Genomic DNA, 17791 nt, shown 5'->3' on the forward strand with positions numbered 1-17791 from the left:
TAAGATCGCGGAAGATCCTTGCTTATTAGTGTCGCTTATATATAATCGCGCCACCCTAACTTTTGAGTTTGGCTCGTAGTGTTTATTTATTTCTTTATTATTTAATTCTAAAGAAAATGAATTTAATCTACCAGAAAGAAGCATCTCTGATTGACTTTTAGTCGATCAATCAATAGAATTCGCTCTCTTTTTAATCGGCTGACGCTTTCGATTAATATTGGTTAATGACTTTCCGAAGTGATTAAGCACTACTAGATTGAAAAAATTAGCTACTGTACAGTACTTAACAATAAGTGGAAAAGAGCATGAAACGTACTTTTCAACCAAGCAACACAAAGCGTAAGCGTTCACACGGTTTTAGAACTCGTATGGCGACTAAGAACGGTCGTGCCGTATTAGCTCGTCGTCGTGCTAAAGGCCGCGCTAGCTTAAGCGCATAATTTACCAGACGTGGTGAATTATTCGTTTTCTCGGGAGTTACGTCTGTTAACTCCCGAAGATTTTCAACCTGTATTTAAAAATGCTATTCCAGCAGTATCTCCGCATTTAACTCTTCTTGCTAGAAAAAATACCTTTGAACATCCTCGTATTGGTATGGCTATTCCTAAAAAGCACATTAAACATGCTGTAGGTCGTAATCGTATCCGTCGCATAGTAAGAGATCATTTCCGTCTTCAACAACATGAGCTTCCTAACATCGATATTGTCGTTGTTGCTAAAGCTGGTATTGCTGATTTATCAAATCAAGAGCTTCATAAGGTATTAGATAAGTTATGGCGAAAATTAGTGCAGCGTTGCAATGGATAGCAATTAAATTCATTCGTGGTTATCAGCTAGTTATAAGTCCCATTCTTGGACCTCGTTGTCGTTTTACGCCAAGTTGTTCACATTATGCGATAGCTGCCATAAAGAGTCATGGTATGATAAAAGGATGTTGGCTAGCCGCTCGTCGTCTTGTAAAATGCCATCCCTTTAATGAAGGAGGATATGATCCTGTACCTCCTTGTTGCGCAACTAAAAATAAACCTAAACCTTAGAGATCGAATACGTTATGGAATCACAACGCAATTTACTTTTCCTCGCACTATTGTTTGTTAGCTTTTTGCTGTATCAAGCATGGGTTACCGAGCAAAACCCTCAGCCAGTTGCTGCAGCGCAAACGACTGAACAAAGCACTTCACAATCATCAGTACCATCGACTAGTAATCATAGCGCTGATATTCCAGCTTCTTCTGAAGACCATTCTTCTGTTGCAGCACAAGTACCAACACAAGCGCCGACTAATGCAATTACTGTATTAGAAAATGACCAACTACGTTTAGAAATAACCTTAGTAGGCGGTGATGTTGTTGTTGCAGACCTAATTGAACATGATGACGAGTTAGATTCTGGTGTTCCATTTCGTTTATTAGAAAATGCAAACGGCTTTACCTATATTGCACAAAGTGGATTGATTGGTAAACAAGGCCCAGATGCAAACCCTAAAGGTCGCCCTTACTACAGTACAAATAGTAAAGAAAACGTTTTAGCGGATGGTGAAGATTCTGTATCTACTGCGTTACGTTATGTAGACCAAGCCGGTAACGTATTTACTAAAACGTTTACTTTAAAACGTGGTGAATACAACGTAACAGTTGATTACACAATTGAAAATAAATCAGCGAGTGATGTAAATGTTCAATTATACGGTCAATTAAAAGAATCGTTAAAAGAGCACTCTACTAACTTAATGATGCCTGTTTATCGTGGTGGTGCATTCTCAACAGATGATACTAAATACAGTAAATACACATTTGACGATATGGTTGAGCGTAACTTAAGTGAGACGACTCAAGGTGGTTGGGTAGCGATGCTACAACACTACTTCGTTTCTGCTTGGGTACCTAATGCTAATGATAATAATGTGTTATACACTAATGTTATTCAAAACAAAGATGCAGCTATTGGTTTTAAATCACCAATCAAAACGATTGCACCTAACAGTACTGAAAAATTCTCTACTAACTTATGGATTGGTCCTAAGTTGCAAGATGAAATGTCACAAGTGGGCGAAAGCTTAGACCTAACTGTTGATTACGGTTGGTTATGGTGGCTTGCACAACCATTATTCAAACTGTTGTTATTCTTCCAAGGTATTGTGGGTAACTGGGGTGTTGCAATCATCTTAATTACATTCACAGTGAAAGGCCTTTTATACCCACTGACAAAAGCACAATACACGTCAATGGCTAAAATGCGTTTATTACAACCTAAAATTCAAGCGTTACGTGAGCGTTACGGAGAAGATCGCCAGAAAGTATCAAAAGCAATGATGGAAATGTACAAAGAAGAGAAAGTGAACCCATTAGGTGGTTGTTTCCCTATCTTGTTACAGATGCCTATATTCATCGCTTTATACTGGTCATTAATGGAGGCGGTTGAACTACGCCATGCACCATTTATGTTCTGGATCCAAGATTTATCGGTACAAGACCCATACTACATTTTACCTATCTTAATGGGTGTGAGTATGTTCTTTATTCAGAAAATGTCTCCAGCAACAGTTCAAGACCCAATGCAGCAGAAGATTATGAAGTTTATGCCAGTGGTATTTACCTTCTTCTTCTTATGGTTCCCAGCTGGTCTAGTACTTTACTGGTTAATGAGTAATATCGTGACACTAGTACAACAAACCGTTATTTATCGTCAATTCGAAAAAAACGGCTTAAGTGCTAAGAAATAATTCTATTATTTAGTAATTGATAAAAGGCGACTATAATAGTCGCCTTTTTTATTGGCTTCACTTTTTAAGTTAGGAACAGAACATGATAAAAGCTACTGATACTATTGTTGCTCAAGCAACTGCGCCAGGGCGTGGTGGTGTAGGCATTGTGCGCGTTTCTGGTCCTGATGCAGAAGCCGTAGCAGAGATTATTTTAGGTAAAAAGCCGAAAGTACGTTATGCCGAGTACTTACCTTTCTATGACCAAGATAAACAAGTTTTAGATCAAGGAATTGCGTTACTCTTTAAAGGACCTAACTCCTTTACTGGGGAAGATGTACTTGAACTACAAGGCCATGGTGGTCCAGTGGTGATGGATATGTTGATCAAAGCTATTCTAACTATCAAAAACCTTCGTAGTGCAAACCCTGGTGAGTTCTCTGAGCGTGCATTTATGAATGACAAGCTCGATTTAGCGCAAGCAGAGGCAATTGCTGATTTAATTGAAGCAAGTTCTGAGCAAGCCGCTAAAAGTGCACTGCATTCGTTACAGGGTGAATTTTCTCATAAAATTAATGATCTTGTTGAAAGTCTAATCTATTTACGTATCTACGTTGAAGCTTCTATTGATTTCCCTGAAGAAGAAGTGGACTTTTTAAGTGATGGTAAAATTGCCAAAGACTTATATCAGATTATTGATAACCTAAATGCGGTAAAAGAACAGGCAAAACAAGGTGCTATTTTACGTGATGGTATGAAAGTCGTTATTGCTGGCCGCCCTAATGCCGGAAAATCTAGTCTACTTAATACATTAGTAGGTAAAGAAAGTGCGATTGTAACCGATATAGCAGGTACAACACGCGATGTAATGCGTGAACATATCCATATTGATGGTATGCCTTTGCATATTATTGATACAGCTGGCTTACGTGAAGGTGCCGATGAGGTTGAACGTATTGGTATTGAACGTGCTTGGACAGAAATAAAAAATGCTGATCGTATTTTATTTATGTTAGATGCAACGACAACTAATGCAGAAGATCCGCATGAGATTTGGCCTGACTTTATCGAAAAATTACCTGCAGATGTTGGTTTAACTGTGGTACGTAATAAGGCAGATTTAACTGGTGAATCATTGCAAATGACTGAGCATGATAACCACCCTGTTTACCGTATTTCAGCGAAAACAGGCTTAGGTGTTGATCAATTAAAACAACATTTAAAAGATATTATGGGTTATCAAGGTAATACTGAAGGTGGTTTTATGGCTCGTCGTCGTCACTTGCAAGCGATTGATCAAGCTGAGAAACATCTTTTAGAAGGTAAGATTCAATTAGAAGAATATAAAGCCGGTGAGTTACTTGCCGAAGAATTACGTCTCACGCAGCAACACTTAAGCGAAATCACTGGAGAGTTCACCTCTGATGACTTATTAGGACGTATATTTTCTAGCTTCTGTATTGGTAAATAAAATTACCATTTTCCATGATATATGAAGCCGCTGTATTGCGGCTTTTTTATTTCCACCCTTCTATTATAACTCCTACAAAGAAATTGAACTTTTTTAAAATGTAATATATCCGCAATATTTTTGTCATATTCAATCCCTAGACTGCTTCTCCGTAAACAGCAATAAGCTGCAAAACAAAAAATTATATTCCTTAAATATTATTTGAAATCTAAACACGGATGAATCATGAAAAAAACACTATTAGCAACAGCAATTTTGGCGGGTCTTGTTTCTGCAACGGCTCAATCTGCAACTGTATATGATCAAGACGGTACTACACTTAAAATTGGTGGTCGTGCTGAAGTACGTGCTGAGTTTAAAGATACTGGTGATGGTTCTGTTGAAGATAAAAGCCGTGCTCGCATTAACTTTGGCGGCAAAACTCAAATTACTGACAACCTAACAGGTTTTGGTTTCATGGAATACCAAATCGAACCTGGTGAAACAGTTGATAACCGTTACTTATTTGCTGGCTTTGGTACATCAATTGGTGATTTCTCTTACGGTCGCCAAGATACTGCTAACGTACAAGTTTCTGATATGACAGATATTGCTTCTGTTCATTCAGGTTACCAACAAGTATTTGATGCTTCATCTGATAAAGAAAACACAACTTTCTTATATTCAGGTACATTTGCTGATTCAGTAACAGTGCAAGCTAACTTCACAGGTTCTGATGAAGATGATCAAGATTCTGTTGCTATCTCTGCTCTTTACTCTAGTGACTTCGGTTTAGACCTAGGTATCGCACATACAGATGCACAAACAGATGAAACACAAACAACTATCGCAGCAGCTTACTCTGTAGGTGATTTCTATGGTGCTGCTTCATACGCAACGGGTGATGCATTTAATGAGGCAGATGAAATTTCTGATATGACGTCAATCGAAATTGCACTGCAATACAAGTTTACTAAGCAATTCCGTATGATTGGTATTATTGCTCAACAAGAGATTGATGATGTAGATACTGCTGATTTCTACGCAGTTGAAGGTCAGTACCGTTTCAACAAATCAATCCGTACATACGTAACTTACCAATTTAACCAAATTGATGATGCAGAAGATTCTTTAGTAGCGGGTATCCGTTACAACTTCTAATCAACTAATAAGTTAGATTTAAAATAAAATCCCGGGCATTGCCTGGGATTTTTTGTTTGTACTGCTCACCTTTTAGCAGTTATTCAACAGCTCCCACCCGCTAATAGTTGTATTTTTATACCATTAACCAATTTAGAATAATAAATATCTTACCGTATGTTTTTATCTTGTGAGAGATCGACCATTGCTAAGAGAGGTTATTGCATTATTTAAAACAAGTTTAATACTCTTTTAATCAATAAATATTATACTAAGTCATTGTTATTAAGTTGTTTGTTGTTTTTTTGTTCTGTGATGCAATATAAAATTTCTTCTCTTATGCCATTATTATTTAGAAAAAGGTCGTATTCTTTGTCTCGCAAAGGGGAAACGCTTTACAGGATGTAAACAATGACTCGATGTATTGCTAGGATGGCAATTAGGACCTCTCAGGATGAGAGTTTATAAAACAGGATGTTTTATAATTAGGGAAAGCAGGACACTTCAGGATGAAGTTATTAGTGACTACTAGGATTGTGGTTATTAAGCCAGGATGGCAAAGAAGGACACCTCCTAAGGAAAGGGAGATGACGGGTAAACAGGATGTTTATCTCATAAGGATGTAACAAGGAACGAGCCCAAAGGATTTGGGAAGTGGACGCCTAGTATGGCATTAGTCAAAGGGATGTAACGCAGGGAGCATCAACTATCATGGATCAGATAGATTAGACTAAAATAAGGGCAGCTTCGGCTGCCCTTTCCTATTTCTGCAATATTAAAAAATACTTATCTGAATAAACTTCAATTATAAATACTGTCCCATACTTCTATTATTAGCCTTGTAATTGATGCTTTAAGCTCTCTTCTAATAAATCATATTGGAAAGTAAACCCTGCATCTAATAGTTTAGTTGGTCGAACATTGGTACTTGAAAGCAATAACGCTTCGCCCATTTCAGCAAACAGTAATTTAACCATAAGTGCAGGTAAAGGTAAGATACAAGGTCGGTTTAAAATATTGGCTAATATCACTGAAAAGTTTCGGTTAGTGACCGGATGAGGAGAAACTAAGTTAACTGGGCCTGATAATTCCACATTACGCATAATAAATAAAATAGCATTAACCTGATCGGTTAAGTCTATCCAACTCATTATTTGTTCACCTTTACCGATTTTACCGCCAATACCCATTTTAAAAGCAGGCAACATTTTAGCTAATGCTCCCTCTTGTTTGTTTAATACAATTCCTGTTCGTAAGTTAACGACTCTAGTGCTATTAGTCTTTACTCGGTGGCTAGTTTGTTCCCATTGAGCCGCTAATTGGCTTACAAATTCATCACCTTGTGGTGAACCTTCATCGACTGGTTGCTGACCACTATTCCCATAAAAGCCAATGGCGGAAGCGCAAATGAACAGACTCGGAGGCGTATCGCTGTTATTAATAAAATCAACGATGAGTTGTGTTGACTGGATACGACTATCAGTTATTTTCTGTTTTACTTTTTCAGTCCAACGTCGATTAGCGATGTTTTCACCTGCTAAATGAATAATGATGTCCGGTTGAGGTGCTGAATTGAGGTGTATTTGCTGTTGGTCGATCAACCAATAAGGTTCCGTGTCGCTTACGGTTCGTTGCAAAGTATAGACTTGATAACCCTGAGAAGTTAATAAAGGGGTCAAAGCGCGACCAACTAAACCTGATGCACCAGTGATCAATACTTTTTGTTTTGTTTCAGCTTGTTGAGTCATTAATGCCCCTTAATGTTATTAGGATTAGATACGAGACTAATGGTAAAATGGATCTTTATGTTCTAGATGGCCACTATTTATGCTGTTAATGATTGATAACTATGATTCCTTTACTTATAACTTAGTTCAGTACTTCGGAGAACTAAAGCAACAAGTAATAATAAAGCGAAATGATCAAATTAACTTAAAAGAAATTGCAGATTTAAACCCCGACCATATCGTTATTTCACCGGGCCCTTGCACTCCCAATGAAGCGGGTGTGTCATTAGCAACGATAGAGCGTTTTGCTGGTGAGATACCAATATTAGGTGTTTGTCTTGGCCATCAAAGCATTGCCCAAGTATTTGGTGCAAAAGTAATTAGAGCAAATAAAGTAATGCACGGTAAGAACTCATTAATAGATCACGATAATCGCGGTGTTTTTGCTGGTTTAGCTAACCCATTGAACGTAACGCGTTATCATAGTTTGATTGTGAAGGAAGATACATTACCTGATTGCTTTGATATTTCAGCCAGAGTGATAGAAAGCCAAGAAATAATGGCGATTCGTCATAAACATATGGCGTTAGAAGGGGTACAATTTCACCCTGAAAGTATTCGCTCAGAACAAGGACTCTCGCTCCTGAATAATTTTATTGAGCAATCTATTGGATTGTCAAAATAAGTGCGTATATTAAGCTGTTATAACCCCTATTTTATGACTGTTTCAAATTGTTAAAGGAATTCTTTATGTCAAACACTCACATCACCCGTCCGTTATTCGATCAAGTTATGGTGCCAAACTATGCTCCGTTAGAAATGATCCCTGTACGCGGTGAAGGCTCTCGAGTGTGGGACCAACAAGATAACGAATACCTTGATTTAACAGGTGGTATCGCTGTTAATGCGCTAGGTCACGCGCACCCTGAATTAGTCACAGCACTAACAGAGCAAGCTCAAAAATTATGGCATGTTAGTAATATTTATACTAATGAGCCAGCGTTGAGCTTGGCGCAAAAATTAGTGGATAATACGTTTGCTGAAAAAGTGTTTTTTGCCAACTCAGGTGCAGAAGCGAATGAAGCAGCGTTAAAGCTTGCGCGTCGAGTTGCTTTTGATCAAGCAGGCACTGATAAAACAGAAATTATCGCATTTTATCAAGGTTTTCATGGACGTACATTCTTTACTGTTACCGCTGGTGGACAATCGGCTTACTCTGATGGTTTTGGCCCTAAACCTGCGGATATAACGCACCTTGAATATAATGACTTAGCAGCACTCGAAAAAGCAATTTCAGATAAGACCTGTGCAGTGATTCTAGAACCTTTACAAGGCGAAGGTGGTGTTTTGCCTATTTCACCTGATTTTGCACAAGGTGTTCGTGCTTTATGTGATAAACACAATGCATTAATGATCTTTGATGAAGTGCAAACAGGTATGGGTAGAACAGGTGAATTGTTTGCTTATATGGCGTTGGGGGTCACGCCAGATATTGTGACTTCTGCAAAAGCATTAGGGGCAGGTTTTCCAATTGCAGCCATGCTAACCAAAAGCAACCTAGCAGCGCACTTTAAAGTAGGCACACATGGAACTACATTTGGTGGTAACCCTTTAGCTTGTGCTGTTGCAGGTAAAGCATTCGATTTAATAAATACACCAGAAATGTTGGATGGTGTTAAGCGTAAAGAGCAGTTAATTCGTCAGCATTTACAAGAAATTAACCAAGAATTCTCAGTATTTAAAGAGGTTCGTGGTGCTGGACTGCTATTAGGTGCTGTATTAAATGAACAATATCAAGACCAAGCAAAAACCTTCTTTCTAGGAGCTGCTGAACAAGGTCTATTAATCTTAGTTGCAGGTGCTAACGTATTACGTTTTGCACCTGCTTTGAATATTTCAGATGAGCTTATCGAACAAGCGATGCTGAAACTAAAACAAGCTGTAAAAATTATCGTTAATAAAGATGCATAAGAGCAAGGTTTGTTATTAATTTTTTAATAACACTTTGTTTTAATTAGATTTAAAAATTGGGAGCTCATAAAATGAGACGCGAATTAGCAATAGAATTTTCTCGAGTAACAGAAGCCGCTGCACTTGCTGGCTACAAATGGTTAGGTCGAGGTGATAAAAACACAGCAGATGGTGCTGCGGTTGAAGCAATGCGCTTGATTTTCAACCAAATTGATATCGATGGCGAAATTGTGATTGGTGAAGGCGAAATTGACGAAGCGCCAATGCTGTATATTGGTGAGCATGTAGGAACAGGATCTGGCGATGCTGTGGATATTGCTGTTGATCCAATCGAAGGTACACGCATGACCGCAATGGGCCAGTCAAATGCATTAGCTGTATTAGCAGTAGGCGAAAAAGGTAGCTTCTTACGAGCACCTGATATGTACATGGAAAAATTAATTGTTGGTCCAAATGCTAAAGATGCTATCGACTTAGAACGTTCTCTTGAGCAAAATCTGAAAGCAATCGCATTTGCATTAGGTAAATCTCTTTCTGAGTTGACTGTTGCTACATTAGCTAAACCACGACATGACCGTATCATTAAAGATATGCAAGGCATGGGCATTCGTGTATTTGCTATTCCAGATGGTGATGTTGCTATCTCTGTTTTGGCTTGTATGCCTGATAACCAAGTAGATGTTTTGTACTGTATTGGTGGTGCACCAGAAGGGGTTATTTCGGCTGCTGTTGTACGAGCATTAGATGGCAACATGCAAGCTCGTTTAATTCCTCGTCCAATGGTTAAAGAGCCATCAGAAGAGAATATTAAAATTGGTAAAGAAGAAGTAGCGCGTTGTGAAGCTGCTGGTATCGAAGTAAACAAAGTCTTAAAATTAGAAGACTTAGTGAAAAACGATAATGTTATCTTCTCTGCAACGGGTATTACTAAAGGTGACTTAGTAGAAGGCGTATCAATTGACGGTCGTCTAGCAACGACTGAAACGTTATTAGTACGTGGTAAGTCGCGTACTGTGCGTCGTATTAAGTCTACGCACTACCTAGACCGTAAAGATCCAAACTTAAAAGATATTATTCTTTAAGTTCATTAGACATTAAAAAGGCGCAATTAGCGTCTTTTTTATTGTCTTTTATTTACGCAATTGCACCTGGCTGACCTGGTGGTTGGTTGATTTTTTCAGAATTAAATTAGCTCTATCGCGTGTTGGACGTATATTTTCCTCTAAATTCACACCGTTAATCTCATCCCAAATTTTCGATGCAATGCCTACTGCTTCCCGTTTACTCATTTTCGAATAACTATGGAAATAAGCGTTAGGATCAGTGAAAGCCCCCTCTCGAAATTTTAAGAAACGCTGTATATACCAAGTTTTTAATAGATCGGTTTCAGCATCAACAAAAATAGAAAAGTCGACAAAATCAGAAACAAACGTACGATGTGATTGATCACCCTCAGTTGAGGCTGCTGTTTGTAGTACATTTAGCCCTTCTAAAATAACGATATCAGGCTGTTCAACATGCAAAGATTGATCAGTCATAATGTCATAAGTTAAATGTGAATAAACCGGTGCTGTTACTTTCTCTTGTCCAGATTTTATTGCCGAAACAAAATCAATTAAAGCTTTAATATCAAAGCTTTCTGGGAAACCTTTCTTATGCATTAAATTACGTGCAACTAACTCTTTATTAGGGCGTAAAAAGCCATCTGTTGTCACTAAGGCCACTTTTGGGTGTTCTGGCCAGCGTGATAACAACGCTTGTAGAATACGTGCAGAAGTACTTTTACCAACCGCTACACTGCCGGCAATTCCAATAATATAAGGGACTTTTTCATTATGTGAGTTAAGGAATTTATCTCGGACCGTATGGCGATATTGCCGCGCACCTACGTACAAGTTAAGTAAACGCGACAAGGGTAGATAGATATCAATGACTTCTTGCATGGATAAAGATTCATTAATCCCCTGTAATTGTTTGATATCCTCTTCTGACAAAGTGAGCTTTACATTGTCGCGTAGGTCAGCCCATTCATCGCGCTCAAACTGTATGTATGCACTATGGCGGTTTTCTGGGTTAAACGCTGAATGGCTATTCATTGTCGAGCTGAGCTTCTTCTAGATAAATTGATCTGCTGTTACCAATAGGGTCATCTGCATAGAGGTGGTATTGTCCAGCTGGTTTAATTAACAATTCAAATAGATTAACTAAGGCTTCCTGTGATTCTTCAATATTAACTTGTTCATGTAGGCGTTTACGTGCTGTTTCAAAATTACTTTTCACCCAACAACTGTAATCGTATAAATCTAGATAAGCTTCTTGTAACAGATATACCCCCTCGATCAGGATTATATCGATATCATTAAAGTGGTAATCAACGGTACGAGGTGATTCTGCATCATCTAAGTTAACTGATGTCTTAATGCTACCAAATAGTTTAAGTGGAAGAATTAACTCTTCAAACATCTCATCAAAACGGTATGCATTTAGGTAATATTCTTCTGGACTGTTCATTATATTGAAGCGAACATCCTTACTGGCTTCCCAATCATCGGTGTGAATTACCGCGACATTCAGGCCATCTAATCTTAAAGCTGCTGCAATTTTTTCGGTTAGTTCACGTTTGCCACTGCCCTCAATTCCACTGATAGCAACAATCTGAGCCTTAGTAGACTCTTTGTTGTTGTGCAGTTCTTTAATAGCACTTTTCATTTGTGCTGAATTATTAAACATGGTTTTCAACGGTCATCTCCCCTTTTTGACGCCGCTATTATGCCATAAAAATGAAAAAAGCCACTAATGTGGCTTTTTATTTTAAATTGGGGTGTTTAAAACTAAGTTTTTAGTCTGTTTTTTTAGTTAAAAATTTAACTAATTCAACGAATTCTTGAGTACTTTTAACTGAACCTGTATTTACTTTGTATTTACCGTTAACAATTAGAGTTGGTACACCACGCACTTTAAATGTTTCAGTATTACGTTTCATTTGTGCTGCCATACCGTTTACAGGGAAGCTAGCTAAAGCACCTTTTGCTTCTTTTTCTGAGATGCCTGCCTTAGCAAAGATATCAAGGATATCTTGTTCGTTATTGATCGCTTTACGTTGTACGTGGATTTGATCAAAGATAATGCTAGTTACTTCTTCTTTCACATCTAACAGATCTGCAGCAGCATAAGCTTTAGTGACTTCGTCTGCCATTGCTCCACCTAAGAAATTAACGTGGCTTTTCTTAACAGCTACATCAGCAGGTAACTCTTTTTCAAGGTTTTTCATTAGCGGTTCAAACTTGAAACAGTGTGGGCAATAGAAAGAGAAAAACTCTAATACTTCAGGTTTATCAGTCGCTGTTTGTTTAATAACGTCATAGTGAGTACCTTCTTCAAAGTCTGCAGCTTGAACACTTAACGGCAGTAAAAACAAACCGATTAATAGAGCAAAAACCTTTTTCATTATGTGATCCTTTATTATCATTGTTGTGATTTTATGATGTAAAAATTAATAGTGTGGCTGAAGCATGATAGGTGCTTCATCTAATAATACTAACTGTTGTTGTAACGATTGTAACCACTCTTTCCAATATTGTTCTGTTATAAACCATGGAAAGTTACGAGAAAACGCCGGATCTTCCCATCGATTATGAATCCATGCAGTGTAATTAATCATGCGTAGAGTACGTAGGACTTCAATGTAAGCTAATTGTTCCGTTTCAAACTCATATTCTTCTTGGTAACCTTCTAAAATCATAGAAATTTGTAATAACTGCTCATTTCGATCGCCATGTAATAACATCCACACGTCTTGTACCGCAGGACCCATTTTACAATCATCGAAATCTACCCAGTACGGTTGCCCTTCTTTTAGTAAGATATTACTGGCGTGCGCATCACCGTGTATAGCGATCATCGTCAGCTTAGGTAGTTTTTTTGTGGTGATTTTATAGTGTAAATCTTGCAATGTTTGAAATACGTCTGCATGAATACTTGTAGGTATAAATTGACAGTTTCTTAATGCTTCAATGGCGGTTTTTATGGTGCTGTCGATAGATAACGAAGGACGCTGGGTAAATTGATGCTGAGCGCCTACTTTATGTAATTTACCCAACGCTATGCCTACTTCATACAAACTATCTACATCATCCACGGCGAGTGAACGTGCAGATAAATTTTCAAATAATGCAAAGAAATAACCAGCAAAATTATGCAATGTACTGCCATCAATCTCTAAAGGTGCTGATAACTGCAGGCCTGCTTCACTGAGTTTTTTAGAAAATACATGGTCTTCTAGTAATTGTTGTTCATTCCAACGTTCTGGACGATAAAACTTTACCACATAACGCTGTTGTTGCTCATCGGTGAAAGAAAAAACTCTATTTTCATAAGAGTTGAGTGCTAACAAGCCTGTCTCAGGGTAAATACCAATACTCGCGAGTGCATCTAGTTGGCATTCAGGGGTTAATTTTTGATAGGTTTGGCTTGTATTTGACATTATATTTCTCCAATAAAAAAGGCGCAGCCAATGTATTAGCGCGCCCCTATAAAATATTTATTTTTTTATACGTAAAATGTTAATACGGTCTATATAAGATAACAAATTCATGAGTGATTGATATAGCTGAGCTTAAATAATTTACTTAAGTTTCGAGTGGTTTTGATAAGATACTTGATACTTTTTGGGAGAAAATTAAAGTACTCAAATATTGAGTACTTTATATAAGAAAGAAAATACTACAGTGTTTCAGTACAACCTTTGGCAGTCATTACAGGTGTTGCTATCTCTTTAGCTGTGTCGTAGCTTGTTTGCATTTTTTCTGTTGCCGTTGCAGTACTGATGCCTGCAGTTGTTAATAGGCTAGAGCTGCTTTCTAGGCTAGTCATTTTTGCTTCATAATCCACAAACGTTTGTTTGATCTCAGCGCAAGCTAAGCTTGGAAAATTAGTGTCTAGTAGGTTATTGGTTAAACTAGTTACTGTGCTTGTTGTATCTGTTGTGCTGCTATCAGTTGTTTCTGTATTGGTAGTTTGACAACCAGCAAGTAATACACCACCTAATAAAATTAACGCTGTTTTTTTCATTTTGACCCCATTTGTAATTGATAGATAAACCAGTGTATTTTTTTATGCAAAAACAATCAATCCGTAACACCTATCAAGTTGATAATGAATATCATTTGCGATTGCAATATTGAACTGCTATCTTTAGTTTACTTATTAAACTAATTGGATAGGCGGGTTGTATGTTAAGAACTTTATTTGTTGTGTTGATGCTTATTTTTCAGGCTCAAGCAGGGTATGCAGCATCGAATGACAAATTTAAAGTGGTGACCACTTTTACTGTTATAGCTGATATGGCAAAAAATGTTGCCGGTGATGCCGCCATTGTAGAGTCAATTACTAAAGCTAATGCGGAAATCCATAATTATCAAGCTACACCGGGTGATTTACGTCGTGCGCAGGGCGCAGATATGATCCTTTATAACGGGTTAAATCTAGAGCTATGGTTTGATAAATTTTTTAATAACTTAAAAAATGTGCCAAAAGTGATTGTTTCTGATGGTATTGAACCGATGGGTATTACACAAGGGGCTTATTCTGGCAAACCGAATCCACATGCTTGGATGTCAGCTCCTAATGCATTGATTTATGTTGATAATATTCGAGCAGCATTCGTTGAGCACGATCCAAGTCACGCAGCAACTTACAATGCTAACGCTAAGCAATATAGTGAGCAGATTATTGCTGCGGTTGCACCTTTCAAAGCCCAAATTTCAGCAGTACCAGAGCAACAACGCTGGTTGGTGACCAGTGAAGGCGCATTCAGTTACCTAGCGCGAGATTATGGTTTAAAAGAGCTATACCTATGGCCAATGAACTCAGATGCTCAAGGCACACCACAACAAGTTAAAGAGGTCATTGATACGATGCGTTTAAATAATATTAATGCAGTGTTTAGTGAAAGTACGGTCTCCGCTAAACCAGCCCAGCAGGTAGCAAGAGAAACGGGGGCGTTATACGCGGGTGTCCTTTATGTTGATTCATTGAGTAATACAGATGGTCCTGTCCCTACTTATATTGACTTGTTAACGACGACATTAAGTCGGATTGCAGCGGGAGTAAACCAAGATGCTAAATAAACAAACAACAGCAAACAATATAAAAGTAAATGATATTACAGTAACTTACAGAAATGGCTTTACCGCTATTCATGATGCCAGTTTTACTTTACCTAAAGGCTCTATCACTGCGTTAGTGGGTATCAACGGCAGCGGTAAATCGACTATCTTTAAGTCTATTATGGGCTTAGTGAATTTAAAAACTGGTTCAGTAAATATCTTAGGTTTATCAGTCAAACAAGCACTAAAGAGCAACATTGTTGCTTATGTCCCCCAATCAGAAGAGATCGATTGGGATTTCCCTATCTTAGTGGAAGATGTGGTGATGATGGGGCGTTACGGGCATATGAATATGTTGCGTATGAGTTCAGCTAAAGACCGTGAAATGGTTGATCAAGCTTTACGTCGTGTGAACATGCAAGACTACCGTCACCGTCAAATTGGCGAGTTATCCGGTGGCCAGAAAAAGCGTATATTCTTAGCACGCGCATTAGCACAAGAGAGCCAGGTCATTTTATTAGATGAACCTTTCACAGGTGTTGATGTAAAAACAGAAGAGCACATTATGCAATTGCTAAAAGTATTGCGAGAGGAGGGTAAAGTCATTTTAGTATCAACGCATAACTTAGGTAGCATTCCTGAATTTTGCGATAGAACGGTCTTTATTAATCGTACTGTGTTGGATGAGGGACCAACTGAGAAGGTCTTCACACCAGATAATATACAAAAAGCCTTTGGCGGTGCGCTTCGTCACTTTGTGTTAAGTGGTGATCTGTTACATACCGATGATGATAAACGCCAAGTTACCGTGATCAGTGATGATGAACGCCCAGTTGTTCTATACGGAGAGCAACATACTAATACCGTGCTGAATCAGCTATAGGAGGGGGGGATGTTGGAATATTTATTAGAACCTTTTAGTTACGATTACATGGTAAATGCGATTTTGGTGAGTGCATTAGTCGGTGGTGTTTGTGCTTTTTTATCTGTGTACTTAATGCTGAAAGGTTGGTCGTTGATCGGTGATGCTTTATCACACTCTATCGTTCCAGGGGTTGCGGGTGCCTACATGTTAGGGTTGCCATTTGCAGTTGGGGCGTTTTTTTCAGGTGGTTTAGCAGCAACAGTGATGTTGTTTCTAAACCAAGCCTCTAGATTAAAAGAAGATGCCATTATAGGCATTATTTTTACCTCATTTTTTGGTTTGGGATTGTTCATGGTCTCTTTGAGTCCAACATCAGTGAATATACAAACCATCGTCATGGGCAATATTTTGGCAATCACACCTTATGATACCTTGCAGTTAGTCATCATCAGCATGGTCACTCTAGCGGTATTAACCGTGAAATGGCGTGATTTTATGGTGCTGTTTTTCGATGAACAGCATGCAAGAAGTATTGGCTTGAATGCCAATGCGTTAAAAATTATCTTTTTTACCTTATTAAGTGCATCAACAGTAGCCGCGCTGCAAACAGTAGGAGCCTTTCTAGTGATTGCGATGGTCGTGATCCCAGGTGCTACGGCTTATCTGCTTAGTGATAAATTCAGTAATGTCATTTTTATCAGTATTAGTATCGGTACGTTAAGTTCATTAATTGGGGCATACCTAAGCTATTTCATCAATGGAGCGACTGGCGGCATTATTGTTTTATTGCAAACCTTTATCTTCTTATCTGCTTTCTTTTTCTCGCCTAAGTATGGCTTGATTAGTAATAGAAAAAAGCAGCAATCATTAACCGTTAAGCAAGGATAATTACATGACAGCATTATTTGAAAACTTAACGTCTCCTTTTGCCTTTGATTTTATGCAACAAGCGTTTGTAATGGTGCTGGTTTTAGCGGTACCAACTGCGATATTGTCATGCTTTTTAATCTTAAAAGGGTGGTCATTGATGGGTGATGCAATTTCTCATTCAGTGTTACCAGGTATTGTGATCGCTTATGTGTTGGCTATCCCTTTTGCCATCGGTGCTTTTGTCGCAGGTATCGGGTGTGCTGTTTTTACTGGTTACATTAAAGAACATAGCCGTTTGAAAGAAGATACGGTAATGGGAATCGTTTTCTCAGCGATGTTCGCTTTAGGCTTGCTATTAATCACTAAAATAGAGACAGATGTTCACCTTGACCAAATATTGTATGGCGATCTATTAGGTAGTAGCTGGAGCGGCATTATGGAAGTGGCGATCGTGAGCTTAGTAGTGTGTACTTTCTTGTTTGTACAAGGTAAAAACTTATTATTATATGTATTTGATAAACAGCATGCACAGGCAATAGGGTTGTCCGTTAGATTTCTACACTATGCGTTGTTATCAGTGTTGTCGATTACGATTGTATTTGCGTTAAAATCGGTAGGTATGATTCTAGTGATTGCTATGTTAATAACACCTGGGGCGATAGCTTTTTTAATGACACGTAACTTTTACAAGATGTTGGTGATTAGTGTTGGAGTTTCTTGTAGCTGCGCAATATTAGGGATCTACTTGAGTTTCTTTATCGACAGTGCACCCGCACCAACTATTATTATGTTGTTGGCAACATTATTTATTGGCGTGTTTAGTTACAGCAGTTTAAAAGTTAAAAAATTAACTCAACATACTGTTAAACATGAGAAGAAACACTCGGCTAAAGGCGCATGGTTAGGTTATCCGTGTCGTCTTCGAAACCACTGTTAACAAACAAAAGCAGGGTATCTATA

The 17791-nt window shown here is 38.2% G+C and carries 19 protein-coding genes; 13 read left to right on the plus strand and 6 right to left on the minus strand.

The window, feature by feature from the left end; translation table 11 throughout:
- The first annotated feature begins 305 nt into the window (after positions 1-305).
- The 6 genes from rpmH (at position 306) to AC0L3W_RS13930 (ending at position 5312) form a co-directional block, all read left to right on the plus strand.
- Positions 306-440: a 50S ribosomal protein L34 gene (rpmH, locus tag AC0L3W_RS13905; protein ID WP_084605455.1), complete on the plus strand. Its 135-nt coding sequence runs from the start codon at positions 306-308 to the stop codon at positions 438-440.
- A 10-nt stretch (positions 441-450) separates the two neighbouring features.
- On the plus strand, positions 451-807 hold the full coding sequence (rnpA, locus tag AC0L3W_RS13910; protein WP_290041254.1) for a ribonuclease P protein component: 357 nt from the start codon (positions 451-453) through the stop codon (positions 805-807).
- Positions 774-1037, plus strand: a complete 264-nt coding sequence (gene yidD / locus AC0L3W_RS13915; protein WP_113819718.1) for a membrane protein insertion efficiency factor YidD — start codon at positions 774-776, stop codon at positions 1035-1037. Before rnpA ends, yidD begins: the two co-directional genes overlap by 34 nt.
- Before the next feature lie 14 nt (positions 1038-1051).
- The gene (yidC, locus tag AC0L3W_RS13920; RefSeq protein WP_290041257.1) at positions 1052-2722 is read left to right on the plus strand and encodes a membrane protein insertase YidC; all 1671 of its coding nucleotides are present in this window, start codon (positions 1052-1054) and stop codon (positions 2720-2722) included.
- 82 nt (positions 2723-2804) lie between these two features.
- The gene (gene mnmE / locus AC0L3W_RS13925) at positions 2805-4172 is read left to right on the plus strand and encodes a tRNA uridine-5-carboxymethylaminomethyl(34) synthesis GTPase MnmE (RefSeq protein WP_290041258.1); all 1368 of its coding nucleotides are present in this window, start codon (positions 2805-2807) and stop codon (positions 4170-4172) included.
- A gap of 225 nt (positions 4173-4397) precedes the next feature.
- On the plus strand, positions 4398-5312 hold the full coding sequence (locus tag AC0L3W_RS13930) for a porin (RefSeq protein WP_409440263.1): 915 nt from the start codon (positions 4398-4400) through the stop codon (positions 5310-5312).
- Between the two features lie 812 nt (positions 5313-6124).
- Here AC0L3W_RS13930 and AC0L3W_RS13935 read toward each other — a convergent pair.
- On the minus strand, positions 6125-7039 hold the full coding sequence (locus AC0L3W_RS13935; RefSeq protein ID WP_409440262.1) for a TIGR01777 family oxidoreductase: 915 nt from the start codon (positions 7037-7039) through the stop codon (positions 6125-6127).
- 79 nt (positions 7040-7118) lie between these two features.
- Between AC0L3W_RS13935 and AC0L3W_RS13940 the strand changes: the two genes are divergently transcribed.
- From AC0L3W_RS13940 to glpX, 3 genes are all read left to right on the plus strand, one after another.
- Positions 7119-7703 (plus strand): anthranilate synthase component II, encoded by a 585-nt coding sequence (locus AC0L3W_RS13940; protein WP_290041265.1) that lies wholly within the window; start codon positions 7119-7121, stop codon positions 7701-7703.
- 65 nt (positions 7704-7768) lie between these two features.
- Complete coding sequence (locus AC0L3W_RS13945) at positions 7769-8989, plus strand: aspartate aminotransferase family protein (protein WP_290041267.1); 1221 nt, start codon at positions 7769-7771, stop codon at positions 8987-8989.
- Positions 8990-9060: 71 nt separating this feature from the next.
- Positions 9061-10071, plus strand: a complete 1011-nt coding sequence (gene glpX / locus AC0L3W_RS13950) for a class II fructose-bisphosphatase (RefSeq protein WP_290041269.1) — start codon at positions 9061-9063, stop codon at positions 10069-10071.
- Positions 10072-10119: 48 nt separating this feature from the next.
- Here the strand turns inward: glpX and coaA are convergent, their stop codons facing one another.
- From coaA to AC0L3W_RS13975, 5 genes are all read right to left on the minus strand, one after another.
- Complete coding sequence (coaA, locus tag AC0L3W_RS13955; RefSeq protein ID WP_290041271.1) at positions 10120-11085, minus strand: type I pantothenate kinase; 966 nt, start codon at positions 11083-11085, stop codon at positions 10120-10122.
- Positions 11078-11719: a uridine kinase family protein gene (locus AC0L3W_RS13960; protein ID WP_290041360.1), complete on the minus strand. Its 642-nt coding sequence runs from the start codon at positions 11717-11719 to the stop codon at positions 11078-11080. The genes coaA and AC0L3W_RS13960 overlap by 8 nt, the downstream gene beginning before the upstream one ends.
- Before the next feature lie 109 nt (positions 11720-11828).
- Positions 11829-12437, minus strand: coding sequence for a thiol:disulfide interchange protein DsbA/DsbL (locus AC0L3W_RS13965; RefSeq protein ID WP_290041272.1), 609 nt, complete (start codon positions 12435-12437; stop codon positions 11829-11831).
- A gap of 45 nt (positions 12438-12482) precedes the next feature.
- Positions 12483-13472, minus strand: coding sequence for a serine/threonine protein kinase (locus AC0L3W_RS13970; protein ID WP_409440261.1), 990 nt, complete (start codon positions 13470-13472; stop codon positions 12483-12485).
- 239 nt (positions 13473-13711) lie between these two features.
- Positions 13712-14059, minus strand: coding sequence for a hypothetical protein (locus AC0L3W_RS13975; protein WP_409440260.1), 348 nt, complete (start codon positions 14057-14059; stop codon positions 13712-13714).
- 161 nt (positions 14060-14220) lie between these two features.
- On the opposite strand from AC0L3W_RS13975, the gene AC0L3W_RS13980 reads away from it, so the two are divergent.
- Genes AC0L3W_RS13980 through AC0L3W_RS13995 form a run of 4 tightly spaced genes read left to right on the plus strand, consistent with a single transcriptional unit; the run spans position 14221 to position 17768 of the window.
- On the plus strand, positions 14221-15117 hold the full coding sequence (locus AC0L3W_RS13980; RefSeq protein ID WP_409440259.1) for a metal ABC transporter substrate-binding protein: 897 nt from the start codon (positions 14221-14223) through the stop codon (positions 15115-15117).
- Positions 15107-15979 carry a manganese/iron ABC transporter ATP-binding protein gene (locus AC0L3W_RS13985; RefSeq protein ID WP_409440258.1) on the plus strand — a complete coding sequence of 291 codons (873 nt, stop codon included), beginning with the start codon at positions 15107-15109 and terminating at the stop codon, positions 15977-15979. The genes AC0L3W_RS13980 and AC0L3W_RS13985 overlap by 11 nt, the downstream gene beginning before the upstream one ends.
- 9 nt (positions 15980-15988) lie before the next feature.
- On the plus strand, positions 15989-16849 hold the full coding sequence (locus tag AC0L3W_RS13990; RefSeq protein WP_409440257.1) for a metal ABC transporter permease: 861 nt from the start codon (positions 15989-15991) through the stop codon (positions 16847-16849).
- Positions 16850-16853: 4 nt separating this feature from the next.
- A complete protein-coding gene (locus tag AC0L3W_RS13995) occupies positions 16854-17768 on the plus strand; it encodes a metal ABC transporter permease (RefSeq protein ID WP_409440256.1) in 915 nt (304 codons plus the stop codon).
- Positions 17769-17791: the final 23 nt, after the last annotated feature.

This window comes from Psychromonas sp. KJ10-5 (genome assembly GCF_055808325.1).

Coding starts and splice junctions, on each gene's coding strand:
- AC0L3W_RS13960 (WP_290041360.1), bottom strand. CDS start 11,719: ATGTTTAATAATTCAGCACAAATGAAAAGTGCTATTAAAGAACTGCAC.
- AC0L3W_RS13935 (WP_409440262.1), bottom strand. CDS start 7,039: ATGACTCAACAAGCTGAAACAAAACAAAAAGTATTGATCACTGGTGCA.
- yidC (WP_290041257.1), top strand. CDS start 1,052: ATGGAATCACAACGCAATTTACTTTTCCTCGCACTATTGTTTGTTAGC.
- AC0L3W_RS13975 (WP_409440260.1), bottom strand. CDS start 14,059: ATGAAAAAAACAGCGTTAATTTTATTAGGTGGTGTATTACTTGCTGGT.
- AC0L3W_RS13970 (WP_409440261.1), bottom strand. CDS start 13,472: ATGTCAAATACAAGCCAAACCTATCAAAAATTAACCCCTGAATGCCAA.
- mnmE (WP_290041258.1), top strand. CDS start 2,805: ATGATAAAAGCTACTGATACTATTGTTGCTCAAGCAACTGCGCCAGGG.
- glpX (WP_290041269.1), top strand. CDS start 9,061: ATGAGACGCGAATTAGCAATAGAATTTTCTCGAGTAACAGAAGCCGCT.
- AC0L3W_RS13945 (WP_290041267.1), top strand. CDS start 7,769: ATGTCAAACACTCACATCACCCGTCCGTTATTCGATCAAGTTATGGTG.
- yidD (WP_113819718.1), top strand. CDS start 774: ATGGCGAAAATTAGTGCAGCGTTGCAATGGATAGCAATTAAATTCATT.
- coaA (WP_290041271.1), bottom strand. CDS start 11,085: ATGAATAGCCATTCAGCGTTTAACCCAGAAAACCGCCATAGTGCATAC.
- AC0L3W_RS13980 (WP_409440259.1), top strand. CDS start 14,221: ATGTTAAGAACTTTATTTGTTGTGTTGATGCTTATTTTTCAGGCTCAA.
- AC0L3W_RS13990 (WP_409440257.1), top strand. CDS start 15,989: ATGTTGGAATATTTATTAGAACCTTTTAGTTACGATTACATGGTAAAT.
- AC0L3W_RS13930 (WP_409440263.1), top strand. CDS start 4,398: ATGAAAAAAACACTATTAGCAACAGCAATTTTGGCGGGTCTTGTTTCT.
- AC0L3W_RS13995 (WP_409440256.1), top strand. CDS start 16,854: ATGACAGCATTATTTGAAAACTTAACGTCTCCTTTTGCCTTTGATTTT.
- AC0L3W_RS13965 (WP_290041272.1), bottom strand. CDS start 12,437: ATGAAAAAGGTTTTTGCTCTATTAATCGGTTTGTTTTTACTGCCGTTA.
- AC0L3W_RS13985 (WP_409440258.1), top strand. CDS start 15,107: ATGCTAAATAAACAAACAACAGCAAACAATATAAAAGTAAATGATATT.
- AC0L3W_RS13940 (WP_290041265.1), top strand. CDS start 7,119: ATGCTGTTAATGATTGATAACTATGATTCCTTTACTTATAACTTAGTT.
- rpmH (WP_084605455.1), top strand. CDS start 306: ATGAAACGTACTTTTCAACCAAGCAACACAAAGCGTAAGCGTTCACAC.